This window comes from Micromonospora sp. SD12 (assembly GCF_052068495.1).
Taxonomy (GTDB): Bacteria; Actinomycetota; Actinomycetes; order Mycobacteriales; family Micromonosporaceae; genus Micromonospora; species Micromonospora echinofusca.
In genome coordinates this window covers 442845-459221 of the sequence record NZ_JBQHDF010000002.1, presented here as the reverse complement: position 1 = coordinate 459221, position 16377 = coordinate 442845, and the positions used below count along the sequence as shown (strand labels likewise).

The 16377-nt window shown below is 74.5% G+C and carries 15 protein-coding genes; 10 read left to right on the top strand and 5 right to left on the bottom strand.

Going from position 1 to position 16377, the window contains the following annotated elements; all coding sequences use genetic code 11:
• Positions 1–104 precede the first annotated feature (104 nt).
• On the top strand, positions 105–1385 hold the full coding sequence (locus tag ACTMS2_RS05850; RefSeq protein ID WP_441174446.1) for a thymidine phosphorylase: 1281 nt from the start codon (positions 105–107) through the stop codon (positions 1383–1385).
• Between the two features lie 111 nt (positions 1386–1496).
• On the top strand, positions 1497–2177 hold the full coding sequence (locus tag ACTMS2_RS05845) for a DUF4272 domain-containing protein (RefSeq protein WP_441174445.1): 681 nt from the start codon (positions 1497–1499) through the stop codon (positions 2175–2177).
• A gap of 7 nt (positions 2178–2184) precedes the next feature.
• Here the strand turns inward: ACTMS2_RS05845 and ACTMS2_RS05840 are convergent, their stop codons facing one another.
• Entirely contained in the window at positions 2185–3096 is a 912-nt protein-coding gene (locus ACTMS2_RS05840) for a putative RNA methyltransferase (RefSeq protein WP_441174444.1), read from the bottom strand.
• A 77-nt stretch (positions 3097–3173) separates the two neighbouring features.
• Positions 3174–3638, bottom strand: coding sequence for a MarR family winged helix-turn-helix transcriptional regulator (locus tag ACTMS2_RS05835; protein WP_363620376.1), 465 nt, complete (start codon positions 3636–3638; stop codon positions 3174–3176).
• Between the two features lie 59 nt (positions 3639–3697).
• Between ACTMS2_RS05835 and yczE the strand changes: the two genes are divergently transcribed.
• From yczE to ACTMS2_RS05815, 4 genes are all read left to right on the top strand, one after another.
• A complete protein-coding gene (gene yczE / locus ACTMS2_RS05830) occupies positions 3698–4327 on the top strand; it encodes a membrane protein YczE (RefSeq protein ID WP_441174442.1) in 630 nt (209 codons plus the stop codon).
• Positions 4315–4884 (top strand): NADPH-dependent FMN reductase, encoded by a 570-nt coding sequence (locus ACTMS2_RS05825; protein ID WP_441174441.1) that lies wholly within the window; start codon positions 4315–4317, stop codon positions 4882–4884. Before yczE ends, ACTMS2_RS05825 begins: the two co-directional genes overlap by 13 nt.
• The gene (locus tag ACTMS2_RS05820; RefSeq protein WP_441174439.1) at positions 4881–5294 is read left to right on the top strand and encodes a PPOX class F420-dependent oxidoreductase; all 414 of its coding nucleotides are present in this window, start codon (positions 4881–4883) and stop codon (positions 5292–5294) included. The genes ACTMS2_RS05825 and ACTMS2_RS05820 overlap by 4 nt, the downstream gene beginning before the upstream one ends.
• Before the next feature lie 189 nt (positions 5295–5483).
• Positions 5484–6563, top strand: coding sequence for an adenosine deaminase (locus ACTMS2_RS05815; protein ID WP_441174438.1), 1080 nt, complete (start codon positions 5484–5486; stop codon positions 6561–6563).
• A gap of 12 nt (positions 6564–6575) precedes the next feature.
• Here ACTMS2_RS05815 and ACTMS2_RS05810 read toward each other — a convergent pair whose 3' ends face one another.
• Positions 6576–7097 (bottom strand): ATP-binding protein, encoded by a 522-nt coding sequence (locus tag ACTMS2_RS05810; RefSeq protein ID WP_441174437.1) that lies wholly within the window; start codon positions 7095–7097, stop codon positions 6576–6578.
• A gap of 278 nt (positions 7098–7375) precedes the next feature.
• Here ACTMS2_RS05810 and ACTMS2_RS05805 point away from each other — a divergent pair, with 278 nt between their 5' ends.
• The 4 genes from ACTMS2_RS05805 (at position 7376) to ACTMS2_RS05790 (ending at position 12391) form a co-directional block, all read left to right on the top strand.
• A complete protein-coding gene (locus tag ACTMS2_RS05805) occupies positions 7376–10918 on the top strand; it encodes a nitrate- and nitrite sensing domain-containing protein (RefSeq protein ID WP_441174435.1) in 3543 nt (1180 codons plus the stop codon).
• Positions 10915–11319 (top strand): roadblock/LC7 domain-containing protein, encoded by a 405-nt coding sequence (locus tag ACTMS2_RS05800; protein WP_067370442.1) that lies wholly within the window; start codon positions 10915–10917, stop codon positions 11317–11319. Before ACTMS2_RS05805 ends, ACTMS2_RS05800 begins: the two co-directional genes overlap by 4 nt.
• Positions 11320–11418: 99 nt before the next feature.
• Positions 11419–11796: a DUF742 domain-containing protein gene (locus ACTMS2_RS05795; protein WP_350685443.1), complete on the top strand. Its 378-nt coding sequence runs from the start codon at positions 11419–11421 to the stop codon at positions 11794–11796.
• A gap of 1 nt (position 11797) precedes the next feature.
• A complete protein-coding gene (locus ACTMS2_RS05790; RefSeq protein ID WP_089002065.1) occupies positions 11798–12391 on the top strand; it encodes a GTP-binding protein in 594 nt (197 codons plus the stop codon).
• Positions 12392–12562: 171 nt separating this feature from the next.
• Here ACTMS2_RS05790 and ACTMS2_RS05785 read toward each other — a convergent pair whose 3' ends face one another.
• Together ACTMS2_RS05785 and ACTMS2_RS05780 are read right to left on the bottom strand one after the other, a co-directional pair.
• Positions 12563–13786 (bottom strand): ABC transporter substrate-binding protein, encoded by a 1224-nt coding sequence (locus tag ACTMS2_RS05785; RefSeq protein WP_441174433.1) that lies wholly within the window; start codon positions 13784–13786, stop codon positions 12563–12565.
• A gap of 129 nt (positions 13787–13915) precedes the next feature.
• Complete coding sequence (locus ACTMS2_RS05780; protein WP_441174432.1) at positions 13916–16354, bottom strand: transposase; 2439 nt, start codon at positions 16352–16354, stop codon at positions 13916–13918.
• Positions 16355–16377: the final 23 nt, after the last annotated feature.

Below are 16377 nucleotides of genomic sequence, written 5' to 3'. Positions count from 1 at the left end.
CGGGCGGTCAGGCTTGATCCCTCCGCCGGTCACGGTCGGCCCCAGCCCTGGTGGGCGCGGTCCGCGAACCGGTATCGCCATAACGACGAGAAAGATCTTTTGTGATGAGTGGTTTTGCGGCGGTTGACGTCATTCGGGTCAAGCGGGACGGGGGTGTGCTCTCCGACGCGCAGATCGACTGGGTGGTGGACGCGTACACCCGGGGGGTGGTGGCCGACGAGCAGATGTCGGCGCTGGCCATGGCGATCCTGCTGCGCGGCATGACCGCACCCGAGATCGCCCGGTGGACCGCCGCGATGATCGCCAGCGGGGAGCGGCTCGACCTCTCCGCCGTCGACCGGCCGACCGTCGACAAGCACTCCACGGGCGGCGTCGGTGACAAGATCACCCTGCCGCTCACCCCGCTGGTCGCCGCCTGCGGCGCCGCCGTGCCGCAGCTCAGCGGCCGGGGCCTCGGGCACACCGGCGGCACCCTGGACAAGCTGGAGTCGATCCCGGGCTGGCGGGCGGCGCTGAGCAACGACGAGTTCACCGCCCAGCTCCGCGACGTCGGCGCGGTGATCTGCGCGGCCGGCGCCGGGCTCGCCCCCGCCGACCGCAAGCTGTACGCGCTGCGCGACGTGACCGGGACCGTCGAGGCCATCCCGCTGATCGCCAGTTCGATCATGAGCAAGAAGATCGCGGAGGGCACCGGCGCGCTGGTGCTCGACGTGAAGGTCGGTTCCGGCGCGTTCATGAAGTCCGTCGAGCAGGCCCGCGAGCTGGCCCGGACGATGGTCGAGCTGGGGGGCGCGCACGGCGTACGGACGGTCGCCCTGCTCACCGACATGTCCACCCCGCTGGGCCTGGCCATCGGCAACGCCGTCGAGGTGACCGAGTCCGTCGAGGTGCTCTCCGGGGGCGGCCCCGCCGACGTGGTCGAGCTGACCCTGGCGCTGGCCCGCGAGATGCTCGACGCGGCCGGGCTGCCGGACGTCGACCCGGAGGCCGCCCTGCGCGACGGCCGGGCGATGGACTCCTGGCGGGCGATGATCCGCGCCCAGGGCGGGGACCCGGACGCCCCGATGCCCACCGCCAACGAGGTCGAGGTGGTCCGCGCGGACACCGACGGTTACGTCGCGGCGATCGACGCGTACGACATGGGGGTGGCCGCCTGGCGGCTCGGCGCCGGACGCGCCCGCAAGGAGGACCCGGTCAGCGTGCCGGCGGGGGTGGTGCTGCACAAGCGCCCGGGCGAGGCGGTGCGGGCGGGCGACCCGCTCTACGAGCTGCGCGCGCAGGACGCCGCCCGCATCCCGGCGGCGCGGGACGACGCCGCGCGGGCGGTGCGGATCGCGCCGGTCGCGCCCGCCGCGAAGCCGCTGGTGATCGAGCGGATCGGCTGAGCGCGGCGGTCGCCGGGGCGGCATGGTGTCCGCCCGTTCGGACCGCTATCCTCCCTGGCCAAGGGGGGACAACCGGCGCCGAGTCGTCGCGAGCAGACAGGATCTTTCGCCGTGACCGTACCTGCCCCCGATCCGCGGGAGGTGCGTGAGGCGAGCCTGGACGAGTTGTCCCGGCTGCGTCTCCCGCTGCCGCCCGCCCAGTTCCCGCTCGTGTGGGAGCCCGGCGACCAGATCGAGCTCCGCCCCACGGTGGAGATCGAGGCCCGCATCGCGGTGCTGCACCTGATCCTGGCCCGCTGCTTCGGGATGCCGCCGCAGGCGGCGATGAGCTGGCTGCTCGCCTCGCACCTGGTGGAGATGGTCACGCCGCCGGAGTTCCAGTTCGTGACCGGCGGCAAGGGCGACCACCGGTCGTTCGTGCTGCACCACGACGCGCTCTTCGCCCTGGCCTGGGTCCTCGGCCTGACCAAGCAGCTCGACCCGACGCTGCCGGTCGACGAGCGGCTGGTGGAGCGGATGCCGCACATCCCCGAGGGGGAGAACTTCGGCCAGTGGCGGGCCCGGATCCTCACCGCCCCGCAGCACCCCGCCGACGCGGCCGCCCTGCTGGACCTGCACTACTGCCTGGACTGGGCGTACCTGGAGACGGAACGGGCCGGCCGGACGCCGCCCGGGCTGGTCGACGCCAACGCGATCGGCCAGCGCCGCTGGGCGCTGGAGTGGGCGGTGATGCTGCGCGGGCCGTACCACGACGAGCCCCCCGGCTGGGAAGAGGTCGACCTCTCCACCTGAGGGGCGGTCAGCGCGGGGCGGGGCGCCAGACGGTCAGCCGCACCGCGACGGTCACCCGGACCGGCTCGGCGAGGGCGGCCACCCGGGCGGCGAGCCCGGCCGGATCGGTGTGCCAGGCGCTGGGACCCATCCCGACCAGCGTCGCGACCTCCGGGCCGGTCAGCGCCAGCTCGCGCCGGTGCTCGGCCGCCGCCACCTCGGTGAAGTGCCCGCCGAGGCTCTCGGCGACCCGGTCCGCCTTGGCCGGGTCGACCCGGAGCAGGCCGAGGGCGCCGACCAGTTCGGCGAGGTGGTCGGCGGCCGGCGTGACCACCAGCAGGAACCCGGCCGGGTCGAGGACCCGGTGGAACTCGGCGCCGTTGCGCGGTGCGAAGACGTTCAGCAGCACGGCCGTGCCGGCGTCGGCCAGGGGCAGCCGCTGCCAGGTGTCGGCGAGCGCCGCCGCCGCGCGCGGGTGCGCGCGGGCGGCCCGACGCAGCGCCGGCTTCGACACGTCGAGGGCGAGACCCACGGCGTCCGGCAGCGCCGCCAGCACCGCCGCGAGGTGCCGGCCCGTCCCCGCGCCGGCATCCACCACCAGGGGGTACGCCCCGCCGACGCGTGCCCCGTTCTCCTCCCCGGCCGGCAGGCGCCGAGCAGCCGTCACGCGGTCGACGGCCTCCGTGGCGGCGGCGGCGAGGGCGGCCGAGATGAGGTCGTAGTGGCCGGCGGAGAGGAAGTCGGCGCGGGCGGCCACCATCTCCGCGGTGTCCCCGGCGTGCGGGGCGCGGCCGGCGAGCAGGTTGACGTAGCCCTGGCGGGCCACGTCGAAGCTGTGCCGGCGCGGGCAGCGCAGCGCGCCGGCGCCACCGGTGGCCTCCTCGGCCAGCGGCTCGGCGCAGACCGGGCAGCGGAGCCGGTCGACGATGCGGGGGTCCACGTCAGGCGTCCAGGAAGGTCAGCACCGCGCGAATCGGGCGGTGGTCGTCGTCGCACTCGCGCTCGGGATACACCGGCTCATTCTCCGGGTCGGGTGAGGTGGTCGACCACCCGGTGGGTGAGCGCGTCCAGCGCGGCGACCTCGTCGGGGGTCAGCAGGTCGATGAGGTGCCGGCGGACGGCCGCCACGTGGCCGGGGGCGGCGGCCTCGATGGCGCGCCGGCCCTCGGCGGTGAGTACGACGACGGCGCCGCGCCCGTCCGAGGCGCACTCCTCGCGGGTGACGAGGCCGCGCTGCTGCATCCGGGTGAGGTGGTGGGAGAGCCGGCTGCGCGACCAGAGCATCCGGTCGGCCAGCTCGCTGAGCCGCAGCCGCTGGTCGGGTGTCTCCGAGAGGTCGGAGAGGACGTCGTAGTCGGGCTCGGAGAGCCCGGCGTCGCGCATCAGCTCGCGGGCCAGCTCCAGGTCGAGCAGGCGGCGCATCCGCCGGTAGCCCCGCCAGGCGCTCTGCTCCCGCTCGTCCAGCCAGCGTGGTTGCTCCATGCCGACCATCCTAGCCACTTGGTTGACACGTCATCTACCCGCCTCCTAGGGTGAGTGACATGTCAACCAGATTGCCGGGCCGGCTGGCCCGCCTGCTGAGCGGCCTCGTGCTGTTCGGCGTCAGCGTGGCCCTGATGGTCCGCGCCGACCTGGGCCTCGCGTCCTGGGACGTGCTGCACCAGGGCCTCGCCGCCCGGACCGGGCTGCCCCTCGGGCAGGTGGTGAACCTGGTCGCCCTCGCCGTGCTGCTGCTCTGGATCCCGCTCCGGCAGCGCCCCGGCGTCGGCACCGTCGCGAACGCGGTGGTGGTCGGCGTCGCGGCCGACGTCGCGCTCGCCGTCCTGCCGCCCGTGGCCCCGGTCGCCGGCCGGGTCGGCCTGCTGCTCGTCGGCATCCTGCTCAACGGGCTCGCCACGGCCCTCTACCTCGGGGCCCGCCTCGGTCCCGGGCCGCGCGACGGCCTGATGACCGGGCTGGCCGCCCGCGGCCTGCCGATCGGGCGGGTACGCACGGCCATCGAGCTCGGCGTGCTCGCTATCGGCTGGGCGCTCGGCGGCACCGTCGGCCCCGGGACCCTCCTCTTCGCCGTCAGCATCGGCCCGCTGGCGCAGCGCCTCATCCCGAAGTTCACCGTGCCGGCCCCGGTCCGGCCCCTCACCACGGGAGCGACCTCGCCATGCCCTGCCTGACCGTCATCGTCGCCAGCACCCGGCCCGGCCGCGCGGGCCGCCGGATCGGCGACTGGTTCACCGCCGTCGCCACCGCGTACGACGCCTTCGACGACGTACGCCTCGTCGACCTCGCCGAGGTGGACCTGCCCTTCCACGACGAGCCGCACCACCCCTCCGAGGGCCGCTACCTGCACCGGCACACCCGGGAGTGGAGCGCCACCGTCGCCGCCGCGGACGCCTTCGTCTTCGTCATGCCGGAGTACAACTACGGCTTCAGCGCGCCGTTGAAGAACGCGATCGACTACCTCTACACGGAGTGGCAGTACAAGCCGGTCGGCTTCGTCAGCTACGGCATGACCTCCGGCGGCCTGCGCGCGGTCCAGATGATCAAGCAGGTCGTGACCACCCTCAAGATGATGCCGGCCAACGAGGCGGTGACCGTGTTCCTGCGGCAGGCGCTGGACGACACGGGGGACCTCGTGCCGGACCCGGGGCGCGACGCCGCCGCCACGGTGCTGCTCGACGAGTTGGCCCGGCTGGCCGCCGCCCTCGCCCCGCTGCGGGTGACGGCGTGAACGCCCGGCTGTGGGAGCTGTTCGGCGAGCGCGGCCGGGGCGTGCTGGTGACCCTGCGCCGCGACGGGCGGCCCCAGCTGTCCAACCTCGACTTCCTCGCCGAACCCGGCCTGATCCGCTGCTCCACCACCGGCGACCGCGCCAAGGTGCGCAACCTGCGCCGCGATCCCCGGGCCAGCCTGCACGTCACCACCGCCGACGGTGGGGCCTACGCGGTCGCGGAGGGCGTGGTCACGCTCGGCCCGCCGGCGGCGGCCACCGACGACGCGAGCGTCGAGGAGCTGGTCGAGGTCTACCGACGGATCCGGGGCGAGCACCCCGACTGGGCCGACTACCGGGCGGCGATGGTCGCCGACGGCCGCCTGGTGCTCCGGCTCGCCGTCGACCGGGTGTACGGCTGGCGTCCCTGACCCGCGCCGGGCGGTTCCGGCCCACCGTTCCGGCAGGTTCGGCCCACCGTGCCGGCGGTTCCGGCCGGGCGACGCGGGGCGTCCGGCCGGAACGGGCGCCGCTGGCGCGGGGCCGGCGGGGCGGCGCGCCGAGCGCCGATCCGTGCCGGTCCCGTCGGTCGGCCCGGCGGCGCCGACTAGGGTCTGTGCATGGTCGCGACAATCCGTTACGAGGACATCGTCAAGGTCCCGAAGGCGCTGCTGCACGATCACCTCGACGGCGGCCTGCGGCCGGCGACGATCGTCGAACTGGCCGCCGAGGTGGGCCACGAGCTGCCCACCACCGATCCCGAGGCGCTCGGCCGGTGGTTCGTCGAGGCGGCCGACTCCGGCTCCCTGGAGCGTTACCTGGAGACGTTCGCGCACACCGTCGCCGTCATGCAGACCGCGTCGTCCCTGCGGCGGGTGGCCCGGGAGTGCGCCCAGGACCTGGCCGCCGACGGGGTGGTCTACGCCGAGGTGCGGTTCGCCCCCGAGCAGCACCTGGAGCGGGACCTGACCCTGGACGAGGTGGTCGAGGCGGTGCTCGCCGGCTTCGTCGAGGGCAGCGCGCTGGCCGCCGAGGCGGGCACCCCGATCCGGGTGGGCACCCTGCTCACCGCGATGCGGCACGCCGCCCGGTCCCAGGAGATCGCCGAGCTGGCCGTCCGGCACCGGGACGCCGGGGTGGTCGGCTTCGACATCGCCGGCGCCGAGGCGGGCTTCCCGCCCACCCGGCACCTGGACGCCTTCGAATACCTCCAGCGGGAGAACTTCCACTTCACCATCCACGCCGGCGAGGCGTTCGGCCTGCCGTCGATCTGGCAGGCGATCCAGTGGTGCGGGGCGGACCGGCTCGGCCACGGGGTGCGCATCGTGGACGACATCACGCCCGGCACGGAGCCGGTGCTCGGGCGGCTGGCCGCGTACGTGCGGGACAAGCGGATCCCGCTGGAGCTGTGCCCGTCGTCGAACGTGCAGACCGGCGCCGCGGCGTCGATCGCCGAGCACCCGATCGGGCTGCTGCGGGACCTGCGGTTCCGGGTGACGGTCAACACCGACAACCGGCTGATGAGCGGCACGTCGATGTCGCGGGAGATGGCCCTGCTGGTGGACGCCTTCGGCTACGGCTGGAAGGAACTCCAGTGGTTCACCATCAACGCCATGAAGAGCGCCTTCATCCCGTTCGACGAGCGGCTGAAGATCATCGATGAGGTGATCAAGCCCGCGTACGGCAAGCTGCTGGGCTGACCGCGGCGGGACTCAGGAACGGTGCGGGTGGCCGGCGAGCATGCCGGCCACCGCGCGCAGCACCTCGCCCGCCCGGGCCGCCTCGGCGCCCAGGCCGGTCTGCCGCCGCAGCACCGCCGGCTCCGCGCGCAGCAGCGCCAGGCCGCGGCGCACGAGCACCCGGGGCGCCTTGCGCTGCTCGGCGAGGTCGCGGGCCAGGCGGCGGACGAAGGTCGCGCCCCGGGGCCGACGCAGGGCGTACGCCCCGGCGAGCACCCCGCGCCGACGGCACTCCTCGACGATCTCGGCTGCGAAGATCCCTTCGGCCACGAAAAGTGGCGAACCGGCGACCTCGAATGGCCGGGTGGACACCCGGCGGTCCGCACCGATCGCGTAGACCGGCACATCGGCCCTGCCCTCACTGGCCAACCGGGCAATCGTCTCCACGGCCGCCGCGGCGTCCCAGGAGCGGGGCGACTCCCAATCCACCAGGCCGTTTCGTCGCGGCAACGTAGGGTCGTCGCCGTTCTTGTAGAAGTCGTCCAGGCAGAGCACCGGAAGGCCGGTTCGCTGCGCTATGTACGACTTTCCGGACCCGGAAGGGCCGGCGAGCAGGACAACGCGATGGGGGTGCTTCATTACCTTCAGTGACTCCGGCCAGACGGATTGCTATCAAATTGCATCAACATCTCATCACACCTCCCGCTGCGGCCAACCTGGGCTTTCTCTTTCGCAGGTGGCGTGATGGAATCTCGAATGGTCCGGCCCGTGGGGTCGGCCGCTGGGCGTTGTCCAGGGGCAACGCAGTTCCAGAATTTCGCGAGGGCGGTGACGTGAGCAAACGGCCAAAGGCGGCGGGCTCCTTCCTGTCGCGTCTGCGCCGGCCGACCGGTCGGCTCCGCGACATGCCGATCTGGTCCAAGCTCGGTCTCATCATGATCGTGCCGACCATCGCCACGGTGGTCGTGGGCACCAGCGGCCTCGTCGACCACCTGGAGACCCTCAACAACGCCAACCGGGCCGGTGACCTGGCCAACCTCGTCGGCTACTCGGGTGACCTGGTCGACACCCTCCAGAACGAGCGCACCAACGCGCTGCGCCTGCTGGGCGTGCCGCGCAACCAGGACAGCGCCCGCTACAAGCAGGCGTACGAGCAGGCCAACACCAGCGTGGACAAGGCCAAGCGGCTGTACTCGCAGCAGCGGGCCGAGGTCGAGGACCTCCCGGCCAACCTCGACACCCTGTTGGGCGAGATCGACCAGACGCTGACCGACCTGCCCGGCACCCGCAGCCAGGTCTTCAACGGCAAGCTCGGGCTCGTCCCGGCCATGCAGGCGTACGACGGCCTGATCGACGACCTGATCAGCATCCGCGACTCGGCCACCCAGCTCGCCGGCGACAACGAGCTCAGCGACCAGATGCGCGCGTCGACCGCCACCGCCCGCAACAAGGAGTTCCTGTCGCGCCGCCGGGACGTGGTGCACCGGGCCTTCATCCAGCAGCGGCTCACCCCCAACCTGCGCAACGAGTACATCGCCACCAGCACCGGCTCCAGCCAGTGGTTGCAGAGCTTCCAGGTGGTGGCGAGCCAGCCGGAGCAGGAGTACTACGCCCAGGTGGTCGCCGGCCCCGACCTGCGCGAGGCGAACACCTACAACAGCTGGCTCAACGGCATCACCACCGCCGACAGCCTGACCGGCGCCCCGTTCGACGCGGACGAGTGGGACGCGGCGATGGTGGCCAACGCCAAGCTGATCCGCACGGTCGAGTCGAAGATCGACCGTGAGGTCGTCGCGGGCGCCGAGAAGCTGCGCTCGGACGTGCAGCGTCAGGTGTTCCTGGAGACCGGCCTGCTGCTGAGCATGCTGCTCCTGGCGATCCTCTTCGCCTACCTGGTCGCCCGCTCGATGGCCCGCTCCCTGCGCGACCTACGTCAGGGCGCGCTCTCCATCGCCCAGTACGGCCTGCCCCAGGCCGTGGCCCGGCTGCGCGACCCCAAGGTGACCGGCCAGCTCTCCCCGGTGCAGCTCGCCAACCAGATCGCCGAGCCGCTGCCGGTGCGCAGCAAGGACGAGTTCGGTCAGGTGACCGAGGCGTTCAACGCGGTCCACCTGGAGGCCGTCCGCACCGCCGCCGAGCAGGCCGCGCTGCGCGCGTCCGTCGCGACGATGTTCGTCAACCTGGCCCGCCGCTCGCAGATCCTGGTCGACCGCCTCATCGGTCACCTCGACCGGCTGGAGCGCGGCGAGGAGGACCCGGACCGGCTGGCCGAGCTGTTCCAGCTCGACCACCTGGCGACCCGGATGCGCCGCAACGACGAAAACCTCCTCGTGCTCGCCGGCGCCGACTCCACCCGCGTACAGCGGGAGCCGGCCGCCCTGATCGACGTGCTCCGGGCCGCCCAGTCCGAGGTCGAGCACTACACCCGCATCGAGTTCGGGGTGATCGACCGGGACATCGAGGTGGCGGCGCACGCCGTCAACGACCTGGTCCACCTGGTCGCCGAGCTGTTCGACAACGCCACCGCCTTCTCGCCGCCGGACTCGCACGTCATGGTGGAGGCCCGGCGTGTGGGCGACCGCGCGTCGCTCTACGTGGAGGACCGGGGCATCGGGATCAGCCCCGAGCAACTCCACGACCTCAACGAGCGGCTCGCCACGCCGCCGCAGGTGGACGTGGCCGTCTCCCGGATGATGGGCCTGGTCGTGGTCGCCCGGCTGGCGTCCCGGCACGGCGTCAAGGTCGAGCTGCGTCCGGGCACCGACCGGGGCACCGTCGCCGAGGTGGTCATGCCGACCTCGGTGCTCGTGCCCCGGGCGCTCTCCGGCCGCCCGCAGTCGTCGCTCGCGCTGCCGCCGCCCGGCCCGCGCTCGTCCGGCCCGGCCCCGGCCTTCGGCGCCCTGCCGGCCCTCGGCAACGGCCCCGCCAACCCGATGCCCACGCAGCGCCCCGGCGAGTCCGGCAACCAGGTCACCCTGGGCGGCCGGCCGTTCGACCCGGCGCCGCGCAACGGGGCCGGCGCACCCGCCTCGGCCGGCGCGGCGCGGTCGATGCCGGCCTGGTCCGACCTGACCGGCGCCAGCGGCTTCAACGGCGGCGAGGCCTTCCAGCCGCGCACCTCGAACGGCCAGTCGATCGACCCGCTGCCGCAGCGGCGGTCGGCCGACGACCAGGACGCCACGGGTCAGCAGCAGGCCGTCCCGCGGCAGCTGCCCAGCACCCCCGAGGCCCGGCCGTACTCCGTGCCGCCGGTCTCCGCGCCGCCCGTGCCCTACGCGGGCCCGCCGGTGTCGACCCCGCCGGCGCCCTACTCCGCACCGCCGGTGTCCAGCCCGCCGGTCTCCGGCATGCCCGTCTCGGCGTCACCCGTCTCCGGCCACCCTTACTCGGGTCCGCCGGTCTCGGCCGCGCCGTACTCCGGCATGCCGGTCTCGGCGCCGCCGACCAACCCGCTGCCCCAGCGCCAGGGTCCCGGCGCGCCGGGCCCGGCCACGCCTGCGCCGCCGGCCTGGCCGCCGGTCGCCGGTGGGGACCGGGACGCGGCGACCCCGCCGGTGCCCGAGCGTCTGGCCGCCGCGCTGGACATGACCACCGAACTGCCGCGGGTGCCGCGCTCCGGCGCGCCGGCCCCGGCCGCTCCCGCGCCGACCGCCCCGCCGACCCCGGCCGCTCCGCAGACGCGGCCGGCCACGCCGCCGGTCCAGAACAGGCAGCGGTACGCGGACGAGACGATGGAGCTGCCGATCTTCCGGGAGCTCGAGTCGGCCTGGTTCCGTACCCGCCGCCCGGGGCCGGAGGAGGCGGCGACGGCCGCCGCGAAGACGCCGACCGACAGTGGATCGACCCAGCAGTTCGCCCGGGTCGACGCCGGCGGTCGGGCCGTGCAGCCGACACCACCCGGGACGACAGGTAACGCACCGATGGCAGACACTCCGGCGGCCGGAGGAGCGCCGCGCGAGAACGGATCGACGGCCAACGGGGGTGCCCGCCCCGCCTTCGCCGACAGCTTCGGTCACCGGCGGTCCGCTCAGCAGCAGACGGGCGGTTGGCAGACCGCGGCCGACGACGGGTGGCGTGCCGCCACCGCGGCGACCGAGGTGCCCGTCGCGGCGACCACCTCGACGGGGCTGCCGAAGCGCACCCCGATGGCGCAGCTGGTGCCCGGTGCGGTGGAGAAGCCCACCACGTCGGTGCAGCGGCGTACGCCGGAGGGTGTCCGCGGCCTCCTGTCGGCCTACCATCGGGGCGTGCAGCGGGGTCGTACGAACCCGTCGGACAACCCGACCAGCCCGGAGGCGACTCCGGGAGGGCAGCAATCCTCGCAGTCTGGCTCAGGCCCGGTGGCCGGGAGCGGGCAGAAGGAGCAAGAACGATGACAACTACGCAGGATCTCGGTTGGCTGCTGGCCAACTTCGCCGACCGGGTACCCGGTGTCGCGCACGCGGTCGCCGTCTCCGCGGACGGCCTGCTCCTCGCGTCGTCACGGGACCTCCCGCGGGACCGGGCGGACCAGTTGGCCGCCATCGCGTCCGGCCTGGTCAGCCTCACCCAGGGTGCGGCCCGCTGCTTCGAGGGAGGCGCGGTGCTGCAGACAGTGGTGGAGATGGACAATGGCTTCCTGTTCCTCATGTCCATCTCGGACGGGTCGTCGTTCGCGGTGCTCGCCGCCCGCAGCTGCGACGTGGGGCAGGTGGGCTACGAGATGGCCCTGCTGGTCGACCGGGTGGGCGACGCGTTGACCCCGCAGCCACGTGCGGCTGCGGGCATGCTGGGCTGACGACCCGTTGACCCGTGAGGTCGGCGGGCCGACGACGACAACGACGACGACGGGCTCCAATCGGAGCCGGTGCCGGGTGCGAGGGAGGTGAGCGGCGACATGGTCGATCGTGACGAGCCGACCGGAGCGTTGGTCCGTCCATACGCCGTGACCCGCGGTCGTACCCGCCCCCGCCTCGACATCGCGCTGGAGGCGCTCGTCGAGACGACGGTGCGCGGCCGCGCCGCTGCCAATGGCAACGGCGGTCAGGGTCGCGAGCACCAGTACATCGCTGCGCTGTGTGATGGACGTGTGCAGTCGCTCGCCGAGATCGCGGCGCGGATGCAGCTCCCGCTCGGTGTGGCCCGGGTGCTCATCGCCGACATGGCGACGGACGGCCTGGTCGCGGTCCACGAGCCGACCATCTTGGACGACTCGGACGACGCGGTGGGCACTGAACTGCTGGAGAGGGTGCTGAGTGGACTTCGCAGGCTCTGACATGTCGCACCGCCCGCCGACCCCGAGTGGGCGCGTGACGTCGGCGAAGATCGTTATCGCCGGTGGATTCGGCGTCGGCAAGACGACGCTGGTCGGCTCGGTCTCGGAGATCACGCCGCTGACGACCGAGGCCATCATGACCTCCGCCGGCGTGGGCGTCGACGACACCCGGCAGGTGCCGGGCAAGACGACGACCACGGTGGCGATGGACTTCGGCCGCATCTCGATCGACCGTGACCTGATCCTGTACCTGTTCGGTACGCCGGGTCAGACCCGGTTCTGGTTCATGTGGGACGAGTTGGTCCGGGGCGCGATCGGCGCGGTCGTGCTGGTGGACACCCGCCGGCTGGCCGACTGCTTCGCGGCGATCGACTTCTTCGAGCACCGGCGGCTGCCATACCTGGTGGCCATCAACTGCTTCGACGGGATGCAGTACCACGATCCGCAGGACGTCCGGGACGCGCTCGCGATCTCCGGGGACGTGCCGGTGGTGGCGTGCGACGCCCGCAACCGGGAGTCGACGAAGCACGTGCTGATCTCGCTGGTCGAGTACGTGCTCACCATGCGGCGCTCGCGCGCCGTGGCGCCGGCCTGATCGACGCGACACGCGCCCGGTGACGGCCTCGGCCGCCACCGGGCGCTCGTCGCTGTCCAGGTCGCGCGAGCCGTGCTCTGGCCGCTGTCCAGGTCGCGGGGCGCGGGCCTGGCCCGTGCGGTGAGCCGCCCGCGCTGGCCGGGCGCGCTCGGGTGGCCCGTCGGGGCGGGGTCAGGACACCCGCGTCCAGGCACCCGCGCTGACGGTGTAGACGCCCAGCGAGCCCTGGTCCATGCCGCCGTGCCGGATGGGGGTGAAGGAGTACATCCCCGCCATCCCCTCGGTGACCTGGTTCTGGAGGAACGCGCGGATCCGTCCACGGTCGACGCTGGTGGAGAGCCGGGCCGCGTCGGCGATGAGCTGCACCGCGTCGGACGCGTACGGGGCGAAGCCGCTGAACCCGCCGTGCAGCTGCACGTAGCGGTAGACGAACTCCTTGCGCTCCAACGCCGACATGGTGGTGTTGGCGAGCATCGCCCCGCCCAGCGAGGTCGGGTGCACGGCGTACGCGCCCTCCAGGAGGGCCGCGTTCCCGCCCTGGAGGGTCTGCTCCGCCACCGCGCCCGCGTCGAGGAACACCGGCCCGTCGTAGCCGGCCCGGCGCAGCGCCCCGACGGCGGCGGCCGAGTCGGGGGCGGTCGCCCACACCACCACCCCGTCGGGGCGGGTACCCGCCGCCGCGCGGGCCGCCGGGCGGAAGTCCTCGCCGGTGCGGGGCAGCCGGGTGTCGGCGGCCAGCGTCACCCCGGCCGTGCGCAGGGCACCTCGCATCGCCCGTACGCCCGATTCGCCGTGCAGGCCGGCCGCGGCCAGCACGGCGACCCGGGAGAGCCGCTGCGAGGCGATGAGCCGGGCGAGCCGACGGGCCATGTCGCCGGCGTCCGGAGTCATCTTGTAGACGTACGTCCGCTGCGCCAGCGGCAGCACGATCCCGTCGCCGAAGGCGAGCGAGAGGAACGGCACCCGCTCCTTCTGTGCCACCTGGACCAGAGCCATCGAGGTCTCGGCCATGGTGCCGCCGAGCAGGGCGTGCACGCCGGTGTCGCGGGCCAGCGCGGTGGCCTGCCGGGCTGCCAGCGCGGGGTCGCCGGCGTTGTCGCGCACCTCGAGCCGTACGGCGCGACGGAGGTTTCCGATCGGGACGCCCTTGGCGTTGAGCGATTCGAGGGTGATCTCCAACGCCCGCTGCTGGAGTACGCCGAGCGCGGCGCCGGGGCCGGTCAGCTCCAGGCTGACCCCGATCAGCAGCTCCTGGCCGCCCGGCGCGACCGTCGTGGCGGGACCGCCCGCGTCCCCCTCGCCTCGCCCGCAGGCGCTGAGCAGGAGCGTGCCCGCCGTCGCGGCCAGCAGGCCACGGCGGGTGAACGCGGAGGAGCCGGTTGCCGATGTCGCCATGAGTCGCCTTCCCACCCGACGGCCCCTGCCGCCGGCTGTTCCGCCGGTATGCTCCCGGCCGCCGCGAGGTGGCGTCAAATTATCCGGGTGTGGGCATGAACACGCAGGTGGGAGGCGATTTCCCGGCGGTCAGGAGCGGTAGCCGGCGGAGCGGTACTCGTATTCCCGGTCGTCGTCGCGGTCGCCCGTGTCACGGGTGAAGTCCCAGCCCCCGGCGGCTTCGCGACCGGGCCGACCGCCCACCGCGAACCCGCCGATCTCCTGCCCGCGGCGCCAGCCACGGAAGTAGCCGGTGGTGTTCTCGGCGAGGCTCGCCGCGTCGCGGACGATCCGCAGTGGTCGCTCGTCCCGCAGCGGGGAGCCGGGGACGAGGTTGGCCTGGGGGACCCGCTTCGGCAGCCCGGCCGGGGTCTCGGCGCCGACCGCCGGGCGGGCGGCCTGCTCGGCCGCCTGCCAGCCGGTGTCCGCGGTGGTGGACCAGTCCAGGTTGGACTCGTCGTCGTGCCCCACGAACCAGGCGGACTTGGCCTGGGCGAAGATCAGCAGGTCGCCGTCGCCCTCGTCGGATACCGGCGGAGGCCGGCGCTCGACCGGGGGCGCCGGCCGGTACTCGGCTGCGGGCCGCTCGTCACGGGGGACAGGTCGGCCACCGCGTGCGGCCTCCTCGCGGTCGACCAGCCGCAGCGGAGGCGTCTCGGGCTGCGCGTCCGGGGCGGGACCCGTCCCGCCGCGCAGCGCGCGGTCGGCCAGCGGCGGCGGCTCGACCAACCGCAGCACCGGAGGCTCCTGGGGCAGGTCGTCGGCCAGCCAGGGCGGGGTGACCCGGCGCTCCGCCCCCGGATCGGTCGGGGCGTCGACGCCGCGTCCGCCGCGCTCTCCGTAGGAGTTGGCGACCGGGTTCTTGGCGGAGCTGTCGGCCGGGTCCTCCGGGTTGTTGACCAGCGGCCAGTTCGCCCGGGAGCCGGGGGGAGCGGGCTCCGTGCGGGCGGCCGGGGTGGCCTCCTGGTCGGGCCGGGGCGTGGGCACGGGAACGCTGAGGTCGGTGGCGCTGAAACCGCCGGTGGGCGGGGCCGGCTCGACGTTCGTCTTCGGCCGGGGCGGGATCACGGTGCGCTGGCGCTCGGCGCGGGCGTTCTGGATCGCCGCGGTGGTCAGGGTCGGGCGGAACGGCTCGCCCGCCTCGGCCGGCGGCACCGCGCCACGCTGCGCCGGGGCGATGGGGGTGATCCCCGGCGGCGGAGGCGGCGGCGCGGACACCGGCCGGTTGGTCGGACCGTCGATCCGGCTCGGCAGCGCTCCGGGCCGCGAGGGGGGCGCGGAGACCGGGGGACCGGCGACCGCAGCCGGCGTGACCGGCGTCGGCGCGACCGGGGGCGGGGTGACGGGGGCCGGGGCGACCGGCGGCGGGCCGAGCGGCCGGGGGGCCGGGGGCGCCGTCGTGCCGGAGACGGGCTCGGGCCGGCTGCGGCGGCCACCGCCCGGGGCGGGCTCGGGTTCGGCGGGCCGCAGGGGACGCGGAGCGGCGCCGGTGGGGGCGAGGCCGGACAGGCCGCCGGTGGGAGTCAGGCCGGGCAGCGCGCCGGCGGGGGCGCGACCGGGCGCGTCGCCGAGCGGCTCGCCGTGGCGGGTCGCGGCGCGGCGGCCCAGGGCCGGCGTGGCGGGCGCGCCCACCCGCTCGTTGAGCGCGCCGACCAGGGCCTGGCAGCCGGCGTCGCAGGCCCGGACGGAGGCGACGGCCTGCCGTACGGTGTCGGCCACCGCGGAGGTGAGGGCGCGGTTGACGGTGGCGCGTCGGGGCGTCTCGCTGATGGCGACCCGCAGGGCGGTCACCGCCGAGGTGAGGTCGTCGGCGTCGGCGACCCCGTCGGCGGCGAGACGCGTCGCGACCGCCTCCGCCGGGGCGTCGCCGCCGCGACCCACGGTGCCGGTCAGCATGCCGGGCTCGGGCAGCGCGTCCAGCACGGCCAGCGAGACCGGCTCGGCCGGGTCCGGGTACGCGCGCAAGGCGGCCGGGTAGAGCTCGCGCAGCACCTCCCGCAGCGCGACGGCGGCGGAGTGTCGGCCGCTGGCCAGGGCGGCGTGCGCGGCGAGGACCTGCTTGTAGCCGGCGAGGTCCCGGGGAGCCGGGAGGGTGACGGCGGAGAGGGCGCCGGCCTGCAGGGCACGGGCCAGGCCGACGGCACGCCGCTCGGCCGGGGGCGACTGCATCTCCTCCAGGGAGTCGTCGTCGGCGAAGCGCTCGGCGAAGTCGTCGACGGAGTCGTCGTCCGCGATCGCCAGTGGACGACCCGCCGCGCTGAGCAGCGAGGTGACCGTGTGGTCGTCGCTGTCGGCGGCGATGGCCGCACCGCTCGGCCCGCCCGACCGCTCCACGAGCAGCGCGACCAGCTGGGCGTAGCCAGCGGGGTCGTCGCCGATCTCGCAGACATGCAGCAGACGGCCTGCGTCGTCGACCACAGCGGACGTCAGCGTCGAACCGGCCGAGACCGGTCGGTCGGCCGGATCCGCCGAGGCCAGACCGCAGTACACGCGCACGAGCGCCACGGCGTCGTCCTCCTCCCGGGACACAAGGCTTTCACTGCCAGAGACTG